This is a genomic window from Chryseobacterium sp. T16E-39 (assembly GCF_002216065.1).
Lineage (GTDB): Bacteria > Bacteroidota > Bacteroidia > Flavobacteriales > Weeksellaceae > Chryseobacterium.
The window spans coordinates 1,987,915-2,010,229 of the sequence record NZ_CP022282.1 but is presented as its reverse complement, the minus strand read 5'-3'; the positions used below and the strand labels follow the sequence as shown (position 1 = coordinate 2,010,229).

Genomic DNA, 22,315 nt, shown 5'->3' with positions numbered 1-22,315 from the left:
TTAAATGTATTTATGATTAAAATCTACTTTGTACCTGAACAATAAACAGATTACTGTTGTATTGAGATGTATTTATAATTTGCTTTTTATATCGATCGAATTGAACTCCCAGCTGAATTCTGGCACCATAATTTTTTAAGAATTCCAGTCCAAACATCGGAGTGATGGTCTGTCTTGGATTGGAGTTCATCCTGAAATTGGTATCGAGGTATTCATAGCGGCAGGATAGCTCGAAGGCACTTAAGTTTCTATGGTTAATTTCATATCTCAGATTCGGAAGGAAGTATACACCCCGGATTAAATAGTTGTCGGGATTGTCCGGTCTCTGCTCCGGATCTATTGAGTTGTATAAAACATGATTGGTTGCCTGCTTAGCTTCAAGTTGCATATCGAGACTCCATTTAGGATCAAAATTAACGAGTGAGCTGAGGTCAATTCCCAGAGCGTACACTTTTTTGCCAAAAACTTCACCGGTACCTCCGTTTAAGCCTACATTGAAATTATATTTTTTGGATAATCCAAACACAAGTCTTGTGGAATATTGTTTTCCGTTGTCATTGTCATTAACCTGGTTCTTTCCATTTCCATTGACAATCGAAACGGCATACTGAAATGGTATTTCTCCCAATTGAAGCTGTCCGGTAGCTGACATCCCAATCTGGAAACTTGTCCAGCCCAGTTTTCCAAACTCTGTATATTGATTGGACCAGTCCAGGGATTTAATAATATCAATAGGATATGTTTCTTCAATACCGAACCATGGGCGAAACTGCCCCACCGTAATGGCGAGTTTAGGGTTGAAAGTATATTTTAAATAAGCATTTTCAAGAACCCTGCTTTTAGGATCATTTTTAAAATCTGCAAGGTTCGCCAGTACGACAACTTCCGTCCGTTTACTGATTTGTGCGCGAACCTGTACCCTCATATATTTTACCATAAAGTTATTGTCAGTTCCCGATCCATCCTCGTGATGAAGTCCATTTACATCAACGTCTTTGGTCATGCCTACAAGATATCGGGCCTGGAAAAGTCCTTTGATCTGAAGTTGAGGATATTTTATATTCTCCTCTTCCGGTTTGGTTTGTACTGTGTCTTTTACCTGTCCACTCATTGATAATGAGAATAATAACAGACAAAATAATTGCTTTCTTTTTTTGATTGAAAAAAAGGTCATAGTGTTTTATATTAGTTAATGATTTAGAATTCTACTTTAAATTTTTGGAATTTAAAGATTGCTTTTATAGATCTGTATCAATCTCTAGTATAGCGTCAGGATGATCAGAATCTCATTTTTTTGTTTTTAAATTAAACCTGAAGTTGAATTTTCTCAGGTATGGTGAGATAATGAAAATGGGAAGTGAGGATTAAATTTTGTGCTTTACAGCTTGCGAAAGAAATAAAAAAGCAATGAGTTTGTAATTGGGATTTTTTCATGCTGATGTATTTGATTGTTAGATGGATAAATAATATATTTTTAATAAAAATATTTGATTATTTATTTAGATTTTCATGTTTTGGTGATATAAATCTACTAAATTTTACTTAATTAACAGAATTATTTTAATTTAAAATTGATTTGATGTTAATAATCATTTTCATTTAATTTCTATAAAAAAATTATGATTTTGTTAACAGAATTCGCTATATTAAAATGAATTATCTATTAGGTAATGTGTTGTTTATCAATTATTTGCTGTTCTTTGAGTTTTAGGTACCACAAAGTAATATTTCATCAAAATATTCGTTATATTTGATTGATTTTAGAATATTATGAATTTTGTAGAGTGTCATGAAGAACCCATTCATATTCCGGGGTATATACAAAGTTTTGGATACCTGATTGGCATTGATGCAAAATCTCATTTCATTACTTTTTTCAGTGAAAACATCCGGGATCTATTTACTATCGGGAATAAAGATTTACTTTTCGATAAAATGATCAGTGACTTTCCTGAAAGTTTTCAAAGTATAATAGAATCAGATATTTATCGATCATTGAATACCTATACCAAGAGGGAAAATGAAACCTATTTTGATAAAATCTTTATCGGGGATATTGAATATCACTTTTCTGTTTTCCGCAATGGAGCCCATATTTTTTTAGAATTTGAAAAGGTTGTCGAAAACCCTAATAAACGGATATCGAATAAATATGATAATTTTTATATCATCGATAATGCCCAGGAAATATGGGATCAGCTTTTAAATACACTTTCCAAAATTGTCAATTATGACCGGATGATGATTTATAAATTCATGACCGATGGATCTGGCAAAGTAATAGCTGAAAAAAGAGACAAAAATACACAGAGCTATCTTGGATTGCATTATCCTGAAACCGATATTCCAAAACAGGCGAGGGCGCTGTACATGAAAAAGAGAAAGAGGATCTTTAGTAATGTATATTCCGAAAACATACCCATTATAAGCAAAACAAAACAAAATATTGACCTTACCTTTGCTGCATCACGGGGAATGTCACCGATCCATGGTCAGTATATTAAAAATTCAGGAGCTTCGTCGAGCTTCAGTGTTTCCATCATCATCGATGATAAACTTTGGGGGCTGGTTACATGCCAGAATTCGACACCGAAACATATTGATCTTGAAGACCGTGTTCAGGCCGGTATTTTTACGGCTTTAGCATCTAATGCCTATTCTTCTTTTAAAACAAAAAAAGAACTGGAGTATCGTATTGATCTCAATGAGAAATCAGCCTATTTGAAAACAGAATTTCTGAAGCAGAATTCTTTGTTTGATTCCCTGGTTCAGAGCAGGAAAGAAATTAAAGAGCTTGCAGAAGCGGATGGGCTTGCTATTATTTCTGATGAAAATATTGTAAAAACAGGGACAACCCCTTCACATGCTGTTATTGAAAAGATAGTCAGTTGGGCCTATAAAAATACAGATAAAAGTATTTACATCAACCGTAGTTTTCTGAAAGAATATGGAAATGATTTGGATGTAGATAAAGATTCTGCTGGAATTATTATATACTTTATTGATCGGACTAAAAATGAAATGTTGATTTGGTTCCGCAGGGAATTTGATGAACATATTGACTGGGCGGGAAATCCTGAAAAGAAAATCGATGTTTTCGTTCAGAATGGTGAAGAAAAACATATGGTCTCCCCAAGAAAATCCTTTGAAGTATTTAAAGAAAATATTAAAGGAAATTCCAGACGGTGGAGTTCAAGAAATATTGGTGGAGTTCAGGCGATCAGAGATGTCATTTTAGAAACATCACACAAGCAGTATAATACGATAAAACAGCTCAATGATCAGCTTAAAAAAGTAAATGAAGAATTGGATAGCTTTTCTTACACCATTTCTCATGACCTGGGAACACCTCTTACTGTAATGAAACTCAATGCCCAAATGCTTCTTGCCAATCTGGATACCTCTGAAAAAGAAAAAAATAAGCTGAAATCCATTATCGAGGAAATTGATAATATGGCTGAGATGATGCATGATGTTCTGCAATTAAGCAGGGCTAAGCACAGTGAAATAGAACTGGAAAGCCTGCAGACTATTCAGACAATTGAAAAAATATCTGAAAACGCTAAAATTACTTTTGACAGTCCAAAGAGTGAGATCATTATCAAAGAATGCCCGGAAGTACTGGCTGATAAGACCATGATGCATCAGGTGTTTTTAAATATCATCAATAATGCGGTTAAATATTCCTCTCATCAGGACCAACCTGTGATTGAAATTGAAGGGAAGGAAAATGAAGAAATGATTATTTACAGAATTTCAGATAACGGAATAGGAATTCCTGAAGAAGAAAAACACAAGATGTTTAAGATTTTCAACAGAATGGATAACGCAAAGAAATTTAAGGGAAATGGTATTGGGTTGTCTATTGTCCATAGGATTATGAAAAGAATAGGGGGAAATGTGGATTATGAAAGCAATAAAGAGGGAACTTCTTTCATTTTAAAGTTTAAAAAGCCTTAAATTTGAGGAACCTTTAAACTGCTAATATGGTATCGGAATATCTTAAACAAAACACAGCGGAATATCATGATGCTGCTGAAAAACTTTTTAACTCTGAAAAGATTTTTAATAAGACTTTTACTTTGGAGGATTATAAAAAAATCATCAATACCAATTATCTGATGCTTTTGCATTCTGAAGATAAAATTTTCAATAGTCTTAATGGAAAATTCGCTGAAAAGCTTCAGCTCAACCAAAGAGTAAAACTTCCCCTGATTGAAAAGGATCTTAAGAGTCTTGATTTGGAAAATCAAAACGTTTCCCATACTCTTGAAGTTAATAATGAACATGAGGCATTAGGAATGATGTATGTCATCGAGGGCTCTACATTAGGAGGGAATGTGATTGCTAAGCAGCTTTCTAAAACAGAGGGTTTTGATGAGGTAACTTTCAATTTCTTCGGATGTTACCAGGAAAATACGGGACCAATGTGGAAAAACTTTAAGGAAGTTCTGGATACAGAAGTGACGGAAGAGAACTTCAACGAAGTATTATCGGGAGCTAAAAAATTATATACGTTTTTACTGAACGTCAATTAATTTCCGGTCTAAAATCTAAATATATCTTTTGCAGATAATTAACTTCCTGAAAGATTGCTCAATTTTTCAGGAATTGTTAAATTTGGGAGTCAAATTTTTAGACTGAACTAAAAATAAATAATTTTAAAAAGTATACATTATGAAAGTAACTGTAGTAGGTGCAGGCGCTGTAGGTGCAAGCTGTGCAGAATACATCGCTATGAAAAACTTCTGTTCAGAGGTAGTTTTAGTAGACATTAAAGAGGGTTTTGCTGAAGGTAAGGCAATGGATTTGATGCAGACAGCGTCACTTAACGGTTTTGATACCAAAATTACGGGAACAACAGGAGACTACAGCAAAACTGCAGGTTCTCATGTAGCAGTGATCACTTCAGGGATTCCAAGAAAACCTGGAATGACAAGAGAGGAATTGATCGGTATTAATGCAGGAATTGTAAAAGATGTTACTGCTAACCTGGTAAAACATTCTCCGGAGGTTATTATCATTGTAGTTTCTAATCCTATGGATACAATGGCTTATTTAGTACACAAAACTTCTGGTCTTCCAAAACACAAGATCATCGGAATGGGAGGTGCATTAGATTCTGCCAGATTTAAATACAGATTGGCTGAAGCATTAGAAAGTCCTATTTCTGATGTTGACGGAATGGTAATCGCTGCTCATAGTGATACAGGAATGCTTCCTTTATTAAGCAAAGCAACAAGAAATGGAGTTCCTGTAACTGAATTCCTTGATGATGAGCAACAAAAATATGTAATTGAAGAAACTAAAGTTGGTGGAGCTACATTAACTAAGTTATTAGGAACTTCTGCTTGGTATGCACCAGGTGCAGCTGTTTCTGTAATGGTTCAGGCAATTGCTTGTGATCAAAAGAAAATGATTCCTTGTTCTTTAATGCTTGACGGAGAATACAACCAAACTGATATCTGCTTGGGAGTTCCTGCTATTATCGGTAAAAACGGTGTTGAAAAGATCGTAAACATTACCCTTACTGTAGAAGAACAATTGAAGTTTGCTGAAGCTGCTAAAGCGGTAAGAGAAGTAAACGGAGATTTGAAGTTTTAATTAAATTAAACTTTACATAAAGAAAACGCGCCCGAAGGGCGCGTTTTCTCTTTATTCTAATCTCACTCTATTCTCTCTATTATCATTTTTCTTCCTCCTGCATCCATTTCCTGTTTCAATACCTGGTTGGATTTCGTATCGATGTAAAAAGCCATCTTTACTGCATTATTGGAAATGTCATCGGTAACACTGACGATCCAGACTTCTTTATTTTTGAAAGTTCCTTTTTGGGTATTGGTAATGTGAGCTTTCATCACTCCACTTGCTTTAGGATTATAATCAAAAATGGCAATGTCGGTTTTGTAACCTTCTTTTAGCGGTAGCCATCTGATGATTTGAGGATATAGGTTGCTGTCGAAAAAGCTTCCTTCTACTTTTTCATTAATATCAGTTTTAGTATTGGTTGCTTTGTCTGTATAATATCCGGTAACTGTTTTTCCAAAATTTAATACCATATCCCTGTTTGTATTGAAAGAGCTATGTTTTATGGGTTTTAATTGGGGTAGCTCAGCAGTTGTTTCATCGATCCAATCGGGTTTACCTGTCATTTTTACAGTTGTTTTCACACTGAAGCTTTTGTCATAGCGATTAATATCTGTAAATATTTTTGCGATTTCGACTCTGGATGTATCCTTTATCAAGGCATACCAGATCATTTTCTCTTTTTCATTCTTTATCAGATCTGTAATTATTTCATTCTTTTCAGGAGTCTGGACCTTATTTTGAGCATGTAGAAAAGAAGCTGATAAGGTGGTTATAAGAATAGAGCAGAATATAAGTATTGATTTCATAATAATATAATTTGCGGGTTATATAGTATTAAGTCACTGAAAATGAGTAAATGTTACAATAATGGAAGTACGATGATATTATTTTTTATTTGACGACCGAATAATCATAAAAAAAACGCACTATCCAGTGCGTTTGTATTACTTTAAATAATAATCTTTTATTTTTCTCTACGTACAAAATCCCAAACAGCATTGATGAATTCTTTATTTTCCTCATAATAGAGGAGATGCCCGCCATCAATGGACGCTATTTTTTTGTTAGGAAATTGAAATGATTGGTAATGTTTTGTACCCACTGCTTTATCTTTTTTTCCTGTGATAATTAAAGTTGGAACATTTATGTCTTTTGTAAGTGGAGCATAGTCTGCATAATATTCCGGAAACTCTTTAGGCTTGGTGATGACAGCCATTCCAAAATCAATGATTCGTGGATGTAGCGAATCAATTTTGTCCATTTCTTTGATCGTTTCAATATCATCTGTAAGGAATCGATATCCCATTTTTTTTGATCTTAAAGCCTTACTTAATGTCGATAGTTCAGAGGACAAACTGTCTTTTTCTATTTTTTTGTTTTTTAAATGCAGAAGTTGATTAGCATATTCAATTTGTTCCTGAACTGATTCATTGTTTAAAAAATGCAAGGTCACATTTGCTAAAATAATACCCTTTACATGTTGAGGATATTTCTTGGCATAATTTACTGCAATGATTCCACCAAAGGAATGAGCCATAAGAAAAATCTTATTTAATTTTAGATGCTGCCTCAATTCCTCAATATCCTGTACCATTTTATCTAAATGATAATCATCTGACTGCGCTGATTTTCCGGATCCTCTCTGATCCATATAGATCATTTTTAAATTTTTCTCAAGATGATTACCACCCATCAGTTCAAATGATGGATATCCTTGCCCAGGTCCACCAGGAACATAAATGCATGCTTCTCCGTTTCCGGAAACTTTGTAGTGGATCTTTACATGATCACTGGTCTGGAAAAAATCCTCAGATCCGGATTGGGCTGATAGGGTATTGATGATTAATAGTAGAGTAAAGAAAAGGAATTTCATATGCTTTATTCATTTTATATTTATAGAACAGCTTGGGTGATTAATTTATTACATTTTTGATCTTATCGATCAGGATTTTTAAAATCCTATCAAATTCGAGATTCTGGCTATTAATGATATCTTCATCTCTGTATTGAACCATTTGCTGTTTAATTTTTTTATTGCATAAAGATATTTAATTATATACAAGTAATAATTTGAAATTTTAGTAAATAAATATAAAAAACGCATCAGGTGATGCGTTTTATGTTGTGTGAAATTATTTTTATCAGTTATTTATTTGTTCCCTCCACTTATAAATAGGCATGTAAACATTGTACGAATAGGTTTGCCTGGCAATACCAATATCAAAACCTGAATTGATAACCACATTTAAAATGCTGTTGTCTGATTCATAAGCATTACTGTCAATAAATATTTTCGCGGCTTGTTTAATTTGGGGGTTGTTTTTATTATCTTCCAATTTCTGATCTGCTCTAAAAGATACCGTATAAATGATAGACTGAGGTTTAGAACTGCCTAGTAAAGTTGTTTGACTCCAGGAAACAACTGGATCTGAAATATTATTTTGCTTTAATAGCTTTTCATAAACAGGAGTTAATTTTGTAATATTTGAATTATTATTGGCTGAATAGATCGAAGTAAGTATTACGATTAGAAAAAGACCGCCTGTCAAATAAAATGATAATTTTTTCACATGAGGCATTATCGTGACAGTATTGTTTCTGTACTCTTGGACAACATAGGTTTTAACGGCAAGGTCATGTAGTGACTGTCTCGTTTCTTTATTGAAAATATAAAAGATAGTGATTCCAATACCCAGGCTGAAAATTATAATCCCCTGAATAATTGTGACCACCGAAAATGCAGTAGCTCCTGGAATTTTAAATCCATTAAGAAAAAAAGGTGCAGTAAGAACTAAAGCCCGGATGAATGAACTTTTTAAGCTTATAAAATTTCCTTTAATATCCACGACCTGAATACTCATCATTTTCTTACCAAAGGTTTGTCCCTTATTAATGCTGGAATTTAAGACAGAAAAATAAATTAGAGAAATGGCCCAGCCAATTAACTTTGCACTTTCCCCCAGAGAGATAAAAAAATTTTTGAATATAAAACCTAATATAAACCCAAAGATTCCAAGAATAAGTGAATCGATTAATAAGGCCCAGATTCTCGACCAGAATTTAGATAAGAATAAATTGTTTTCCATTTTTGCTACTAATTTTGTGTGCGAAAATAGTAAAATTTATCTAGTCTTAAAGGGGTAAAATGCATCCCTAAAGGTATATTTATTATATAGTGATGCTAACCCATAAATTATGATTATAATTTTACCGTTTTAGGTACCTTAAATAGCAAAACGGCCGCCCATATTTGAAGGATGGTTTGGATGATATTTATAATTCCAAGTACAGGATCTATTTTTAGAGTAATTAATATACTTGGAAATCCTACAACCCCCAAAATAAGAAGGATCATAAGAAGATATTTTATCCATTCAGTACCTTTTCCTGCTAAGTAACCTATTCCAAAAATGAATGAAATCGTTATTATTGCTATAAAGATTGCAAGTCCTGAATTAATTGTTTCATAGTTCCAGATTACATTAGCAACTCCTAATGCACCAGAAAGATAAATTAAATTGGCTGCTTTTATATGATTGGCGTGAATTGTAGGTTCTGTTTTTTCTTTTTCTATTAGTAAAGAGTTCCTTCTTTCAATTTCTTCGGGACTAAATTCCTTTCCTCTGGATTCCAATATTTCAAATGCATATTGAATCGCTTGTGGAACAAATTTAGTATCTGGTTTGATATATTTTTCAAGCTCCTGGCTTGACATTTTTTCAAGGACATTTTTATTGACGCTCATCGAGGGAATGTAGTTTTTTTAATAGGTCAAATTTAATAAAAGCTTTTAAAAAATTACATATAAAGTATAAGTCAGATACTATATTCGAATTTACTTTTCTTGTAACAGGGAAAAAGGGTTATAAAAGGACAGCCTCATTAATGGAGGCTGCCGGCTGCTACTTATTGACAATTTCCGTTAATGGGATTTAGAAAATAATCTTTATCCCGGGGAGGCTGCACAAAATAAGGAGTTCCATAGGTGTTCCCGGACCTGAAGAAATCAGTTGACACTACCTGAGCCCCGCTGCTAAAAGCTGATTTGGCTCGGGTCAGATCATTTACTTTAGCTTCATAGGTCTCGATATCGGCTCTTGTTCTAACCATAAATCCTTGTTGTACCATTTTTTTGATCTCTTCTTGGCGTACGATAGAATTATCCCTTAAAATAAAAGCTGCAAAATCATCTTCAGGTTCACTTTCCATGAACATCAGCCTTTTTTCCAGGGAACCGTTAATGAGATAAGGGTTGTCTTTAGTCGATTTGGTTCCTGCACTTCCTGGTAATAGCATAAATATAAATTTACCCCTGCTGTTTTCTGCTTTAGGCCAATTGTTATGAAGCACTGCTTCTCTGAGTGTTTTAAATTGACCCTGAACTTCTTTCGGGGTAATGATTTTATCTTTCCCCAGATATTGAACAATTTCCTGATCCAATTCATCATATGCCTTTTGAGTAAAAGGTAGAACCTGGCTACTGTTTGGAAAAATTGGAAATCCTGAGTCTTTAGCTTCTATCATGATAAAAATAGTAGTATGTTGAGGATGCTGATCAGACCATTCCCTAAGCTCTGTTAAGGCATCTTTTAAAGTTGGATAATGTGATCTGAAATCGATATCAGCCATATGAAGAACTTTAAAACCGGGTTGATCTAATCCTTTGGTATTATGTGGTGCAAGATCCTTTACCCCTTTTTCTCTCAATACACGGTAAGAGGCTGGATTGGTAAAACGATTACCATCGGGGTCATAATAAACATCCAGTTCCAATCCACGAAGATTGGCATTCAGCTGTTGCTTGAAATCCGGATGATTGTAATTCAGCGCTTCGTGGAAGTCCATTCCATTGGGATGGTATTCCTGGAATTTTGCTTTTTGTTCAGGAGACATGCTGGAATCATATTTTGCCATCAGATTTTTGATGATTGGTGCGGCAAGCTCCAGTACTTTAGGATCAACAGGTTCTGCATATGAATTATGTGTTCCTAGCACCTGTAGCTGATTAATTTTGATGTTTTTGCATTTTTCCTGTGCATGAAAGATTCCTGCAGCAGTAATTGCTGCTGCGCATATATACTTTTTCATAAAGTTGAGGTTTATTGTTTGATTAAAAATTGAAGTTTACACCGAGCTGTCCTCTGATCCCTGAATACGAGATATTTTCAACTCTCGATTTTGTTCCCATATAATATCGGTTGGGTTCATTGAAAATATTATTCAGCTCGACAAATAATCTAATGTTTTTATTAATGCTGTAAGAGGTAGAAGCATCAACGGTAAAATTTTTGTCAAAATGTTGATAATGATCCGGTCCAGCTGCAGTTCTGATCTCACTCACATAATCTCTCTTGTAATTGCCAGCGAGTCGGAGCATGAACTTACTGGTTTCATAGAATACAATCGTATTGAAGATATGTTTCGCCTGATTAGGAATCGTGGTTTTCATTGTTCCGGTTTGTTGTCCGTTAGTATAAACAGGCATATTCATTTCAGAAGCGATGTAGGTGTAATTTCCTTCAAAACCAATATATTTCAGAAATCCGGGAAGATTTTCAAAACGCTTGGAGATTCCAACTTCAAAACCATACAGCTTAGCACCTTCCAAATTCTTTGGAGTTGTAAATGTATAGGGGATTCCGTTAACGTTTACAATAGACTGATCTTTGTAGATAAGATCAGTAATGTCCTTATAGAAAGCTCCCGCTGTGATCATATCCAGTTTTCCAAAATAATTTTCAAACATAAGATCAAAATTATTAGAGAATGTAGGATTCAGCTGGGTGTTTCCCTGTGTAATTGTATTAGAAAGGTCATTGACAATAGTTCCGGGATTAAGGTCATTAAAGTCAGGCCTTGCAAAAGATTTTGTGTAGGCAGCTCTTATGATCTGGTCTTTTGTGAGGTTCCATTTCATATTGATCATAGGGAGAAAGACATTATATTTTTTACCGTCTTGGATATCTTCCACTTTCGATCCTGCTTTATCTGAAATTACTTTTTTACCATAAAAAGAAATGTCGTTGTATTCATTTCGTACTCCCCCCAGGAATTGTAGGTTTTCATTAAGCTTCCAGGTTCCCATCAGATACGTTCCCCATACATTTTCCCGCCCATGGTAAGAACTGGTGATATTCGAGTTGCTGTTTTTACCGCTTACCTGAGAAAGGCCAAGATTGTTCTGAGTATCTGTACTATAAAACTGATCGATCTGCCCATTGCTGATTTGATTAATGATCACAGAATCATATGGATTGCCTATCGGATTCATAAAACCTCCATTGAATGGAAAAGCTGTCTGTTCAAACTGATTCATATAACTGATCGAAGCTCCCGAAATTCCTAATGCTGATTTTGGCATCCAAACTAATACAGCTGCATCAACGATTTTTTCTTTGTTATTAAATTTGGTCCCGAATTGCAATTTGAAATTCTCAGCCACCTTATATTTTAGATCAACCTGTCCGCGCAGGTCAGTTTCGCTATTTCTATTTTGATTAAGAATAACCTGATTTAATTTCAATTGATTTCCTGAAATTGGATTTTGAGTATAGGGTAGAGTGTAGCCGTTTGGATCACCAACGCCATCGGGAGCGTCCATTGCAAAGTATTTTCGACCATCCGAAGCCAGGTTTCCATAAGTCATGGGCTGTACAAAATTGACAATAGGATAACCTCTCTCATGTTCTTCCAGTTGTTTTGGAGAATTAAATTTGAAAGTGGATCTGGCTTTTGATAATGACCAATCTATTTCCAGGCGCTGGCCTGCCTGATGGTTACCTCCAAACTGCATAGAATACAGATCTGTAAGATAATCTGCATGCCTGGCTTGTAGCGTAACATTTTTATTGTCGAAATTAAAATAAGTCTCTCTTACGGATTGGCCGTCCTTATACTGACTGTATAGCCCTTTGAAATACAGTTTGTTTTTGCTGTTGATCTCATAATCCATTGCATGATTAAAACCTAACGTCCTTCTGTTAGCCACATAATCACGCAACTGCAATTGATTGATAGAATAAGAAGCCACAGGATCTGTAAGTCCATAATTGAAAATATTCCGCATCTGGTCTATGGCTCCTGACCTTTCCCATATTACAGCAGATGAAATAAATTTCAGTTTATCTGTAATTTTATTTCCATACACAATTGAAGAGTTGAAGGTAGGGGACCTGGACATATTCACATATCCCGTAGAAGTGCTGATAGCCAGAGTTTCTTTATTGGGTGACGTTTTGGTCATAAAATCTACATTTCCGCCTATTGCGTCTCCATCAAGATCAGGAGTGAGGGCTTTCGATAAACGTACATTTTGGATCAATTCCGAAGGGAAAATGTCCATTTGAACCCCTCTGTTGGCATTGTCACCGCTGGCACTGGGCATTCGGTTACCATTTAATGTCGAAGCCGTCCATTGCACAGGAGTTCCACGAACAGCCACAAAACGGCCTTCACCCATATCTCTTTCAATGGAAACTCCTTGCATACGCTGTACAGCATCAGCCGCGTTACGGTCCGGAAGTTTACCAATGGCATCCGCACTCAAAACCTCTGTTATGGTGTTGGAGTTTCTTTTCATGGTAATAGCCCGTGCCTGAGAAGCTTTGTATACACTGGCAACAACTACTTCCTGAATATTGTTTTCTTTGATCTTCTTTTCCGTAATTGTAACGGTTCCAAGGTCAACTGATCTTTTATCTATGACACGAAAGGCTAAATAGGTATTTTCATAGCCTGTATACTCCACGATCAGTCTATAACTCCCGTCAGGAACATTACTTAAAGTAAACGATCCATCTGTATCAGAGGTTATCTTTTCATTGCTGTTTTCCAGATACACTAAGGCATTGGGGAGATTGCCTTGATGATCGATAACGACACCATGTACTGTAGTTTGGGCAATGGCAAAACCTCCCAATAGAAAACATGCTGCAGTTGTTAAAAAAAATCTTCTACGTAACATCTTATAAATTTTCCGCAAAGATGTTTTCTCTCGAAAAGAACAGAGTTCATTTAAGTTTTAACAAACCCAAGTAGACTTGACTTTGTTTTAATATGTTGATTATTAAATGTTTGTGAATATTAATTAATTGTAATATAGATTTGTTGTCACAATGCATATTCTTTGGGAAGACAGTTGAATTCTTTTTTAAAATACTTATAGAAGGTTGATTTAGATTTAAATCCACATTGAAAAGCGAGATCTGTGACATTCATGCCAGGCTCTTCTTCCTGCATGCGTTTAAATTGTAAAACCCGGTTCCGATTCGTGTATTCATGGAAATTGGAATCCAGATATCGATTGAAAGTGATGGTAAGATCTGTTTTAGAAACAGATAAATTATGAGATAGATCATCGAGCGTAAAGTTTTCATCTAAATAAATGCTGCTGCTCTCATAGAATACTTCAATTGAAGTCTGTATTTTTTTGAAATCTATTTTAGAAAGATCTTTATACCGATATTTTTCTTTAACAGTTACTTCCACTGCAGGAGGGATTGGCACATCTTTTCTAAGTTGTTCCTGGTACGTTAAAATATAAACGTACAAAATCCAGGCGAACTGAATTAAGAATAGGAGAAGATATATTTTTTGAAACAGAAGAATATCTATTCCAAATTTCGGGCTCAACCGAAATGCAATAACTCCTAAAAAAATAAAAGAGAGAAACAACCGGAATTGTTTAAAAAAAGGATTTTTAATCTTATTTTGATATTTATACAATAAGAAAATACAGATCATAAGACTCGTAGACCAATAATAAACGTAATAATTGACAAGGTAGGTTTTATAAAAATGAATAAGAGCGTCTGCTTCCCGGTACTCAAACAACTTGGCAGAAAGAGCCACACTATGAAATAAAACGATCAGGCAGAAAGGAAATAATAGATATTTTAACTGATCCCGCCACTTGAATTCTATAAAATGTAACGTTATATATAAGAATATGAGACCTTTAAAAATTCTCAAACTTCCAGGTATTTCATACAGAATAGATTCATAACCGAATTTGTTTATGATAAAATATTCGTATCCCATATCCAGTACAACAGTTAATATATACAATAATAGCATATTATGAAAAGACTTTCTGTTTTGAGCCAGAAAAAGCAGGACTGCAAGCGTTATAATTGCCTGTAGGATTACAACCATTAAAATAGATAACATACACAAATAGATCTGGTCAAAATTATTAATAAAGTGGAAGTCTATTTTTAACAGATTATTAAATTTTCAGTAAACATTCTTTTTCAAAAAATATTGACTTTTGAAAAGCTATATTTTATATTTTTGAACTTATACTTAAAATATTATTAAAAAATCTTCTAAATGTATAATTCATGTGTAATAAAATTTATTTTTGAATTGTCTATTGTATAGACAGCCGCAAGATAATATTTGATCACTAAGAATACTAAATGATAAACCACAGATGAAAAGAACTACCTTATTAATATTCAGTGTTATTACTGTGTATTTTTGTTCAACCAATCAAAAATTAAACCCTGAAAATTCTTTTGAAAAAGATGTTGAAAAGGTGGCAGACAGTATTAAAGTGAATGATATTGTGATTAAAAATCTTTTCAAATATCAGATCTTGGCACATCGCAATAATTCTTTTAATGAAAAGATGATCGTTGAAAAGGTGTATCAGCCTCACCAGAAACTTTGGGATAGTTGTTATGCGATGATCTTTGGTGAAAAAAATGCTGCTTTATACAATAATCCGGAAGGTATGGTCCAGTGGAATAAAACATTGTATCCAAAACACAAGATAGAATTTGATAATAAGACCAAAAAGCTCTTAACGCTGAACCTCAATAGAGTGTTGATGACAAACCTAAAGAGATTCAGTAGATTGGTTCCATATCAACCCAAGGCAACGATCAGTATACTCTTTACTCCATTAACCGGAATTGGTTTCGGAGGTTGTAATGCTCAACAATTTGCACTTGAACTCAATAATGAGAATACTGATCCTGAACTTACGCTGGAAAAAGGATTACCTCATGAACTCAATCATTTGGTGTATGAAAAGTTTCGAAATAAGGATGCTGATAAAAATTCTGCTTTGAGTCAGACTATTGATGAGGGTTTTGCATGCTATTTTACCTGGGTATTTTTTGAGGGAAAAATGGACAAGCATAACGCTGTTGAAAATATGACACAGGAAAATTGGGCATGGTATCTTAAAAATGAAAAAAAGATCTTTACAGAGATGAAACCTTATTTCTCCGATACCTCCGGAGATAATCCGTTATTAAGGAATGACAGAAAAAAACTTTTCCCACAGGCTCCAAAGACTTTAAATTATTGGCTTGGATTTAGAATTGTCGAAAAATATGTGGAAAAACATGGCCCGGATTCATGGAAAGATGTATATCAACTTACTCCCAAGCAGGTTTTAGAAAAAAGTGAGTATGAAAAGTATATTGGTTCATTATAAATATATTATTCAAGTACATTTATTTATTGTTAGAGATGAGTTCAAAAACAAAACATACTCTTAGGTATTTTTTTATTTTGAATTTATCTCATTCCATCATTAATGAATACATTCTTTTGGTTAATTTTTAAAATGTTTTCTTTAGAAGTGTACCATTTGACAAACATATCATATTCAGACAGGTTATTTTTTTTCCAGTTGTTAAAGGCTTGTTCATCTCCCATTTGAAATAGATAATGATTATAAGCATTGAACACATTATTATCCTTCATTTTCTTATGATACTCAAATAAAATATTGGGATACATTTTGTAATCTTCTTTGAAATACTCATTGATAAAGGATGTTCTCATTACAGCTAAATTATCTAAATTAAATTCCTTTTGGTCAATTATTGAAAGGACAAAGCTTTTACCAAAAATCATACAGAAAGGGAACTTTTTATTTTTTTCATATTTCGACGCATCAATTATGATGTCACAAAATTTTATTCCTTTTTTTTCATCAGTACCTAGATTGATAGAATTGTTGTACTCATCATACAGTAATTTACTGATTTCTCTTGATCGTTCGCTTGTTCTTTCAAGATTTAAAAATATCTCACCATACAATAAACCGGATAATTTATCAGATGAGTTAAGGTATATTTTTGATACTCTGTAATAATTTGATGGGTACTCAGGATTAACTTCAATTCCTTTTTCAAAAATTTTTATGGCCTCTGAATATTTTTTATCAAATTCATATATAACTCCTTTCTCAAGATATAACCTTCCTGAGTTGGGAAATCTTCTTAACCCTTCATCATATGTTTGTATAGCTTTATTGAGATTCCCAATATAATCATAGTTATTGCCTAATAATTGAAAATATTCATCAGTTAGATTATCATAATTTTTTATTTTTTCTAATTGATCAATGGCATTTTTGTAGTCTTCTTTGTATGTATAAGCTAATGCTATCTCGTACGGATAAGAATCATCTAAAGGATCTATTTTCTCACACTCCTTGAGAAGAGCAATCCCTTCATCATATTTTTTTTGATCAACAAGCTTTACAGCATCATAAATCTTTTCGCATTTAAATGTTTTTTTTTGTGCGTGGATATATTGAGTTGTAAGCAGGAGAATTAAAAAATATTTATACATAAAGGTTGGTGTTAGTTTTAAAGTACAAAGCTAGAGAAATTATTAGGATGATTCATGAAATAAAAAAGAGCAGATAGCTGCTCTTTTTTATTCTTATATCATAAATAGATACATCCACATCCAGTTTCCCACTCCTGGCATAAACGTCTTGGCTCGAGACATCCGCCTCCCGGGCCACCCCCGGATTTAGGAGTTTTGAAACACTTATCCCCATCGCAATAAGTATTATATCCGGGGCCTGCAGGAGGGCAAACTCCGTCAAGGCAAAAAGCATATGCGACATCACCGCCACCACTGACTAATACCAGATCTTTTCTTGCTAATTTCTTTGAATTTTTCATAGTAAAGGATTTAGTTTGTTGATTACTAATATAGTAAAAATATTAACACACCATTTGGTGAGTAGGGGTGTTGAAATTTATTAAGATTGTAAACACAAATAATACTGGTGTTAAAACTAAGCACCAGTATTGTTTGGTATGTATTAGGTAATGAAAGATAAGATGTACTTTAGGCTACCGGACCATTTTGTATCACTTGATTGGAACTTGTTCCAAATAAAACAGGTTGAATATTGGTAATGACTTCGTGAGGCGAACCTAAAGAAACTGCACTTATTTCATTTAATATTTCAAGCTCTTCATCAGTGAGTACAGTTGATAGTGATTCTAAGTTATCATTTAATTGACTTACGTTTTTAGCTCCCAGAATAGTAATGGTTGACAACGAGCTGTATTGATGCTTTTGACGAAGCCATGCAAGGGCAACCTGACCAACCTGTACCCCTTTCTCCTTGGCAATTTTTTCAAGAGCATCAATAATAGCTGTTTCACGTGGCCCTGATTCATCCTTAAGTAAATATCCATTCCATTCTTTTTTGCGGGAATTTTCAATAGATTCAGGATTTCTGTATTTTCCTGTCAGCAGACCGCCCGCAAGTGGAGACCAGAATGCCACTCCTAGACCAAGTGCTTCGGCCATTGGTAATAGATCACGATCGGGAGTGCGTTCAATTAAATTATATTCAATCTGAATACCTGCAATTGGAGACCACCCACGTAAATCAGCCAGCAGAGAGGCACTTGCAATTCGCCATGCTGGAAAATTAGAAAAACCAGCATATAGAATTTTTCCATCTCTGACCAGATCGTCAAAACCGCGAACTATTTCTTCGATAGGAGTCTGTCCATCTGAAAGATGTGCCCAATAAAGGTCGATATAATCTGTCTTAAGTCTTTTCAGACTTGCTTCTACAGAATGGATGAGATTTTTGCGGCTGTTTCCGGAAGTTAGCAGCTCACGGCCACCCATTGAATATTTTGTTGATAAAACCAGATTTTGACGGTGGTCACCCATCATATTACCGAGTATTTCTTCAGATTCACCCAACTGATAACCATCTGCTGTATCTACAAAATTTCCCCCTGCTTCAATATATCGTTCAAAAACTCTTTTAGCTTCATCTGGCTGTGAGCCATATCCTCTGCGTGTACCAAAAGTTCCGGTTCCTAAAGCCAGTTCTGAAACTCTAAGGCCTGTTTTGCTTCCGAAAATTTTATATTTCATGACCTGATTATTTATTCAGTACACCAAAGGCTCCTTCTGAATGGGCAAAAAAGTTGCTGTAAACGACTTCAGTGTCGCCAACACGTACTTCATAAGTATCTTCCTGAAGTCCTTTTACCAAATCTTCAGCGACTACAGAAGCAGGAATACCATTTTCCCGGCCACCAATTTCCACGGAGAAATCTGTATCTACCAATGGAGGCATCAATTCAAAGACTTTAATATGGGTATCTTTTGCTAACTCATATCTTAATAGCCTTGTATACGAATGCAAAGCAGCTTTGGAATCCGAATATGTAGGTACATGAGAACCCGGTATAAAAGCCACGATAGAAGAAACATTCACGATGGCTGCATCATTTTGTTGCTTCAGTAAAGGAAGGAGTTTTTCGGTGAGACGGATAGGGGCGAAGTAGTTGGTCGTAAATTCTGCTACCGCTTTAGTATAGGTATCGGAAGAATCTGATAGAGTGTATGCATATGCATTTCCTGCATTGTTGATCAGGATGTTTAATTCCCCAAAACTGGTTTTGATTTCTTCTACCAAACGGTTAATGTCACTTTCGCTGGTTATGTCCGCCTGAATAGTGAAAACATTCTCTAGACCTTTTGCTGCGTTATCTAGTTTTTCTTTATTTCTGCCCACAATAATAACTTTATTTGATGGGTTCAATAATTTTGCGATTTCTAATCCGATTCCTGATCCTCCTCCTGTAATAAGGATAGTGTTGTTTGTAATGTTCATAACTGTTGTTTTAAATATTAATTTTATTATTGTACTAAATGGTACAAAATTGTTTAAAAAAATTTAGTCAAGTATTTTTAAATTGATTTCAATTAATGACCTAAGTATTTTGGAAGAATTTTCCATTCGTCTTGTGACATGAAGCCCGTTCCATAGGTTGGTGAGGTGCCATGCAATAATTTCAGCATCTTCTGTATTTTTAATTTGTCCGCTATTCTGGGCTTTTTTAACTGCTTTCTCAAAAGTATGTTGCAGTTTTTTTAGAAGCTGGGCGGATATATGTTTGGCTTCAATATCCTTTTCAGACAACTGGACTAAAGCATTTCCAAGATAACATCCCGTCTCCTTATCACAGTCCGGTGTTTTTGCAAGTTGTAAAAAGAATGTTTTAATTAATTCAATCTCATTGTCAGATTGGAGAAGCTGATCTTCAAATCTTTTAAGAAAACCTGCGGAAAATTGTTCAATAGAACGAATATAAAGCTCCTGTTTTCCTCCTTTGAAAGCATGATAAAAACTTCCTTTTCCAATTCCCATGGCATTGAGTAGCTCATCTGCAGAAGAGGCATCATATCCTTTTGCTCTGAAAACTTCAGTGGCTTTTTCAATTGCCTGATGTTCGTCGAATATTTTAGGTCTTCCTGCCATGATGATGATTTTGATAAAGCAAAGATATATAATTGTACTATTTGGTACAAAATAAAATTGACAATATCTTTAATCGATTTTGTCAATTGAATTGAAAATTTTCAGTTTTTGGTGTTTGCCCCAAATGATAAATAAAGCAATAAGAAGAAATACAATATTAACCCCAATCTGTGAGGCCTCTCCCCGGAAGATGTGAAAAAAGCTTGCAGAGATCATTAGTACAATAATTCCATAAGCCGCATATACTGTAAGTTTCGTTTTTGATCTCATCAGGTCCGGAAGTATGAGCCCAACCGCGGCTACTGCATCAATAATTCCGGTGAGGATAACTAATTCTCTGTTGTCTGAAGTCCATGGCCACATCCGGGCTAATTTGTCAGCAGGTTGAAAGAGTTTCATAGATGATGCCCAAATTAATGAAACGGATAAAAGGATTTGTGCGATCACAATTGTGATGTTTAAGATTTTTGAAGTTTTCATAAGTAATGTCTATTCATTTTTAATGGACCAAAATTACTTACTTTTGTTATCCGAGTCGGATTGCTTTCCCGGTGGAAAGTGCTTTCTGACCGGAAAGTAATAATGAAATCAATGAGTTATGCTGGCAAAAGGAGGATGTCCTAAAACAATGCTTTCCATCAAGGATGCTTTAGAAGCTGTCGAAGGAAAGTGGAAATTACTGATTCTATTTTCTTTATCTGAAAGACCCAAGAGATTTAAAGAACTTTCAAAGGAAGTAACCGGAATTACAGATAAAATGCTATCCAAAGAATTGAAGCTTTTGGAAATGAATAAGCTGATTGAAAGAGAAGCCTTTGATACTGTTCCACCAAAAGTAGAATATTCTATTACTGAACATGGGATGTCCCTGGAAAAAGTGCTGGATGAACTGCATTTTTGGGGATTATCTCACAGGTCAAGAATTCTGAGTGACTGGTAAATGTATTTTAAACTAAGATAAAACATCAAAGCTCATATATAGTGCTGTTTCAGTAGAATCTTTATATAATTTGGTATGGATTCCCGTAAAGTTAAACCCTGCCCGCTGATAGAATTTTATAGCAGGGTAATTGGTATTTTGAGTTTCCAGCTCCACAATTCTGCACCCTAAAATTCTGGCTTCTTTGCTAGCCATTTTAATCAGTTGTTTTCCTATATCCTGTCCTCTTAATTTTTCACTGACTAATATGTTTTCAATATAATAGCTGTTGTTCCATGTTCTGAATTCAGCGATAAGCCATCCTACTAATTCATCCCCTTCAAAAGCTCCGAAAGAGTGACCTTGCGCTATGATTTCATTAAGTTCGGCAAGATCTTCAGAACCTGTTTCCCATACTTTTTTATAATATTGCTTTTTTTTCCGTAAAGAAAATTCAAAAGTATTGCCCATTCCAATAGTTGATACTACAAATATTGTGTCGGTTTCATAGCCATTAAGTCCCCAGTCAGATGTTGGGTCAGATGAAAGTTTTTCAAGTTTTTTAATTTCTATCATAAAAAAGAGAAATGGATTTATCGGTTAGCTATGTTTTCTTCATAAAAACTGGTGAACTTTTCAATCAGGCTGTCAGGATTTTCCCTGTCGAAAGTACCAAATCCTAAAGTCATGATATGCCCTGTAACAAATTGAGAAAAAACATTGTTGAAATTTTCAATATAGGTTTCGGCATGTCCCTGAAGTTCTATTTCAGCATTGACCATTTTAGCCCAGTGTGGAGTGCTTTCTTCATTCTCAGAATACGTAAGGTACGGCAGTATGAAAGGGACAAACTTCTGGTATTGCTCATATTTGTTAGGATCAACACTATCATTCGGCCAAATTCTGAACTCTTCAAGTCCTAAATTTTCGGATTCGACAACGATGGCCGTTTCATTATTGGCGATCTCTGTAATGGCTTTTTGATCTTTAAGGTAAATAGAGAACCATGCGAGATCCCAAGCTGTTGCACCTTTTTCATTGACAAGATAATAAGGATGGAAAATAGAGTCTATACCAATAAAACCCTGAAGACCGGCTGTATTCCGTATAATTTCCGACACTGCCTCTTTATCAGAAATTTTCTGCATTGGATTCCCATTAATAAATCCGTAGATATAATGTGAATTCCAGTTGGATGGCTTTAAAGAAGATTCATTCTCATTGTTAAGTTCTTGTGATTGCATTTTTTGTGG

The 22,315-nt window shown here is 34.6% G+C and carries 21 protein-coding genes; 5 read left to right on the top strand and 16 right to left on the bottom strand.

What is annotated here, in order from left to right:
- Positions 1–16: 16 nt before the first annotated feature.
- A complete protein-coding gene (locus CEY12_RS09110) occupies positions 17–1,174 on the bottom strand; it encodes a porin (RefSeq protein ID WP_157676791.1) in 1,158 nt (385 codons plus the stop codon).
- Between the two features lie 596 nt (positions 1,175–1,770).
- On the opposite strand from CEY12_RS09110, the gene CEY12_RS09105 reads away from it, so the two are divergent.
- The 3 genes from CEY12_RS09105 to CEY12_RS09095 all read left to right on the top strand — a co-directional run bounded on the left by CEY12_RS09105 (position 1,771) and on the right by CEY12_RS09095 (position 5,604).
- Positions 1,771–3,960, top strand: a complete 2,190-nt coding sequence (locus tag CEY12_RS09105; protein ID WP_089027400.1) for an ATP-binding protein — start codon at positions 1,771–1,773, stop codon at positions 3,958–3,960.
- Between the two features lie 26 nt (positions 3,961–3,986).
- Entirely contained in the window at positions 3,987–4,538 is a 552-nt protein-coding gene (locus CEY12_RS09100; protein ID WP_089027399.1) for a biliverdin-producing heme oxygenase, read from the top strand.
- Positions 4,539–4,677: 139 nt separating this feature from the next.
- Complete coding sequence (locus tag CEY12_RS09095; RefSeq protein ID WP_089027398.1) at positions 4,678–5,604, top strand: malate dehydrogenase; 927 nt, start codon at positions 4,678–4,680, stop codon at positions 5,602–5,604.
- A gap of 62 nt (positions 5,605–5,666) precedes the next feature.
- On the opposite strand, the gene CEY12_RS09090 is transcribed toward CEY12_RS09095, so the two are convergent.
- The 7 genes from CEY12_RS09090 to CEY12_RS09060 all read right to left on the bottom strand — a co-directional run bounded on the left by CEY12_RS09090 (position 5,667) and on the right by CEY12_RS09060 (position 14,757).
- A complete protein-coding gene (locus CEY12_RS09090; RefSeq protein ID WP_089027397.1) occupies positions 5,667–6,395 on the bottom strand; it encodes a hypothetical protein in 729 nt (242 codons plus the stop codon).
- Positions 6,396–6,553: 158 nt separating this feature from the next.
- Positions 6,554–7,462 (bottom strand): alpha/beta fold hydrolase, encoded by a 909-nt coding sequence (locus CEY12_RS09085; RefSeq protein ID WP_089027396.1) that lies wholly within the window; start codon positions 7,460–7,462, stop codon positions 6,554–6,556.
- 268 nt (positions 7,463–7,730) lie between these two features.
- The gene (locus tag CEY12_RS09080) at positions 7,731–8,675 is read right to left on the bottom strand and encodes an RDD family protein (protein ID WP_089027395.1); all 945 of its coding nucleotides are present in this window, start codon (positions 8,673–8,675) and stop codon (positions 7,731–7,733) included.
- A 113-nt stretch (positions 8,676–8,788) separates the two neighbouring features.
- A complete protein-coding gene (locus CEY12_RS09075) occupies positions 8,789–9,334 on the bottom strand; it encodes a hypothetical protein (RefSeq protein ID WP_089027394.1) in 546 nt (181 codons plus the stop codon).
- 161 nt (positions 9,335–9,495) lie between these two features.
- Positions 9,496–10,677, bottom strand: coding sequence for a phosphatidylinositol-specific phospholipase C domain-containing protein (locus CEY12_RS09070; protein WP_089027393.1), 1,182 nt, complete (start codon positions 10,675–10,677; stop codon positions 9,496–9,498).
- Between the two features lie 22 nt (positions 10,678–10,699).
- On the bottom strand, positions 10,700–13,552 hold the full coding sequence (locus tag CEY12_RS09065; RefSeq protein WP_089027392.1) for a TonB-dependent receptor: 2,853 nt from the start codon (positions 13,550–13,552) through the stop codon (positions 10,700–10,702).
- A 146-nt stretch (positions 13,553–13,698) separates the two neighbouring features.
- On the bottom strand, positions 13,699–14,757 hold the full coding sequence (locus tag CEY12_RS09060; protein ID WP_089027391.1) for an AraC family transcriptional regulator: 1,059 nt from the start codon (positions 14,755–14,757) through the stop codon (positions 13,699–13,701).
- A 265-nt stretch (positions 14,758–15,022) separates the two neighbouring features.
- On the opposite strand from CEY12_RS09060, the gene CEY12_RS09055 reads away from it, so the two are divergent.
- Entirely contained in the window at positions 15,023–16,036 is a 1,014-nt protein-coding gene (locus tag CEY12_RS09055; protein ID WP_089027390.1) for a DUF2268 domain-containing putative Zn-dependent protease, read from the top strand.
- An 83-nt stretch (positions 16,037–16,119) separates the two neighbouring features.
- Here CEY12_RS09055 and CEY12_RS09050 read toward each other — a convergent pair whose 3' ends face one another.
- The 6 genes from CEY12_RS09050 to CEY12_RS09025 form a co-directional block, all read right to left on the bottom strand.
- On the bottom strand, positions 16,120–17,184 hold the full coding sequence (locus tag CEY12_RS09050) for a tetratricopeptide repeat protein (protein ID WP_089027389.1): 1,065 nt from the start codon (positions 17,182–17,184) through the stop codon (positions 16,120–16,122).
- Positions 17,185–17,282: 98 nt separating this feature from the next.
- Positions 17,283–17,525: a hypothetical protein gene (locus CEY12_RS09045; protein ID WP_089027388.1), complete on the bottom strand. Its 243-nt coding sequence runs from the start codon at positions 17,523–17,525 to the stop codon at positions 17,283–17,285.
- Between the two features lie 169 nt (positions 17,526–17,694).
- On the bottom strand, positions 17,695–18,750 hold the full coding sequence (locus CEY12_RS09040) for an aldo/keto reductase (protein WP_089027387.1): 1,056 nt from the start codon (positions 18,748–18,750) through the stop codon (positions 17,695–17,697).
- A 7-nt stretch (positions 18,751–18,757) separates the two neighbouring features.
- Positions 18,758–19,495 carry an SDR family oxidoreductase gene (locus tag CEY12_RS09035; RefSeq protein WP_089027386.1) on the bottom strand — a complete coding sequence of 246 codons (738 nt, stop codon included), beginning with the start codon at positions 19,493–19,495 and terminating at the stop codon, positions 18,758–18,760.
- A 63-nt stretch (positions 19,496–19,558) separates the two neighbouring features.
- The gene (locus CEY12_RS09030) at positions 19,559–20,143 is read right to left on the bottom strand and encodes a TetR/AcrR family transcriptional regulator (RefSeq protein ID WP_089027385.1); all 585 of its coding nucleotides are present in this window, start codon (positions 20,141–20,143) and stop codon (positions 19,559–19,561) included.
- Positions 20,144–20,212: 69 nt separating this feature from the next.
- On the bottom strand, positions 20,213–20,623 hold the full coding sequence (locus CEY12_RS09025; RefSeq protein WP_089027384.1) for a DoxX family protein: 411 nt from the start codon (positions 20,621–20,623) through the stop codon (positions 20,213–20,215).
- A gap of 118 nt (positions 20,624–20,741) precedes the next feature.
- On the opposite strand from CEY12_RS09025, the gene CEY12_RS09020 reads away from it, so the two are divergent.
- The gene (locus CEY12_RS09020) at positions 20,742–21,083 is read left to right on the top strand and encodes a winged helix-turn-helix transcriptional regulator (protein ID WP_089027383.1); all 342 of its coding nucleotides are present in this window, start codon (positions 20,742–20,744) and stop codon (positions 21,081–21,083) included.
- 12 nt (positions 21,084–21,095) lie between these two features.
- On the opposite strand, the gene CEY12_RS09015 is transcribed toward CEY12_RS09020, so the two are convergent.
- The gene (locus tag CEY12_RS09015) at positions 21,096–21,638 is read right to left on the bottom strand and encodes a GNAT family N-acetyltransferase (RefSeq protein WP_089027382.1); all 543 of its coding nucleotides are present in this window, start codon (positions 21,636–21,638) and stop codon (positions 21,096–21,098) included.
- Between the two features lie 17 nt (positions 21,639–21,655).
- Positions 21,656–22,306: a hypothetical protein gene (locus tag CEY12_RS09010; RefSeq protein ID WP_089027381.1), complete on the bottom strand. Its 651-nt coding sequence runs from the start codon at positions 22,304–22,306 to the stop codon at positions 21,656–21,658.
- Positions 22,307–22,315: the final 9 nt, after the last annotated feature.

What these genes read in the sequence shown, in the direction of transcription:
- CEY12_RS09020 (WP_089027383.1), top strand. Translation starts at nt 20,742, where the DNA reads ATGCTGGCAAAAGGAGGATGTCCTAAAACAATGCTTTCCATCAAGGAT.
- CEY12_RS09030 (WP_089027385.1), bottom strand. Translation starts at nt 20,143, where the DNA reads ATGGCAGGAAGACCTAAAATATTCGACGAACATCAGGCAATTGAAAAA.
- CEY12_RS09015 (WP_089027382.1), bottom strand. Translation starts at nt 21,638, where the DNA reads ATGATAGAAATTAAAAAACTTGAAAAACTTTCATCTGACCCAACATCT.
- CEY12_RS09095 (WP_089027398.1), top strand. Translation starts at nt 4,678, where the DNA reads ATGAAAGTAACTGTAGTAGGTGCAGGCGCTGTAGGTGCAAGCTGTGCA.
- CEY12_RS09040 (WP_089027387.1), bottom strand. Translation starts at nt 18,750, where the DNA reads ATGAAATATAAAATTTTCGGAAGCAAAACAGGCCTTAGAGTTTCAGAA.
- CEY12_RS09010 (WP_089027381.1), bottom strand. Translation starts at nt 22,306, where the DNA reads ATGCAATCACAAGAACTTAACAATGAGAATGAATCTTCTTTAAAGCCA.
- CEY12_RS09060 (WP_089027391.1), bottom strand. Translation starts at nt 14,757, where the DNA reads ATGTTATCTATTTTAATGGTTGTAATCCTACAGGCAATTATAACGCTT.
- CEY12_RS09105 (WP_089027400.1), top strand. Translation starts at nt 1,771, where the DNA reads ATGAATTTTGTAGAGTGTCATGAAGAACCCATTCATATTCCGGGGTAT.
- CEY12_RS09045 (WP_089027388.1), bottom strand. Translation starts at nt 17,525, where the DNA reads ATGAAAAATTCAAAGAAATTAGCAAGAAAAGATCTGGTATTAGTCAGT.
- CEY12_RS09065 (WP_089027392.1), bottom strand. Translation starts at nt 13,552, where the DNA reads ATGTTACGTAGAAGATTTTTTTTAACAACTGCAGCATGTTTTCTATTG.
- CEY12_RS09090 (WP_089027397.1), bottom strand. Translation starts at nt 6,395, where the DNA reads ATGAAATCAATACTTATATTCTGCTCTATTCTTATAACCACCTTATCA.
- CEY12_RS09075 (WP_089027394.1), bottom strand. Translation starts at nt 9,334, where the DNA reads ATGAGCGTCAATAAAAATGTCCTTGAAAAAATGTCAAGCCAGGAGCTT.
- CEY12_RS09085 (WP_089027396.1), bottom strand. Translation starts at nt 7,462, where the DNA reads ATGAAATTCCTTTTCTTTACTCTACTATTAATCATCAATACCCTATCA.
- CEY12_RS09080 (WP_089027395.1), bottom strand. Translation starts at nt 8,675, where the DNA reads ATGGAAAACAATTTATTCTTATCTAAATTCTGGTCGAGAATCTGGGCC.
- CEY12_RS09035 (WP_089027386.1), bottom strand. Translation starts at nt 19,495, where the DNA reads ATGAACATTACAAACAACACTATCCTTATTACAGGAGGAGGATCAGGA.
- CEY12_RS09070 (WP_089027393.1), bottom strand. Translation starts at nt 10,677, where the DNA reads ATGAAAAAGTATATATGCGCAGCAGCAATTACTGCTGCAGGAATCTTT.
- CEY12_RS09110 (WP_157676791.1), bottom strand. Translation starts at nt 1,174, where the DNA reads ATGACCTTTTTTTCAATCAAAAAAAGAAAGCAATTATTTTGTCTGTTA.
- CEY12_RS09025 (WP_089027384.1), bottom strand. Translation starts at nt 20,623, where the DNA reads ATGAAAACTTCAAAAATCTTAAACATCACAATTGTGATCGCACAAATC.
- CEY12_RS09100 (WP_089027399.1), top strand. Translation starts at nt 3,987, where the DNA reads ATGGTATCGGAATATCTTAAACAAAACACAGCGGAATATCATGATGCT.
- CEY12_RS09050 (WP_089027389.1), bottom strand. Translation starts at nt 17,184, where the DNA reads ATGTATAAATATTTTTTAATTCTCCTGCTTACAACTCAATATATCCAC.
- CEY12_RS09055 (WP_089027390.1), top strand. Translation starts at nt 15,023, where the DNA reads ATGAAAAGAACTACCTTATTAATATTCAGTGTTATTACTGTGTATTTT.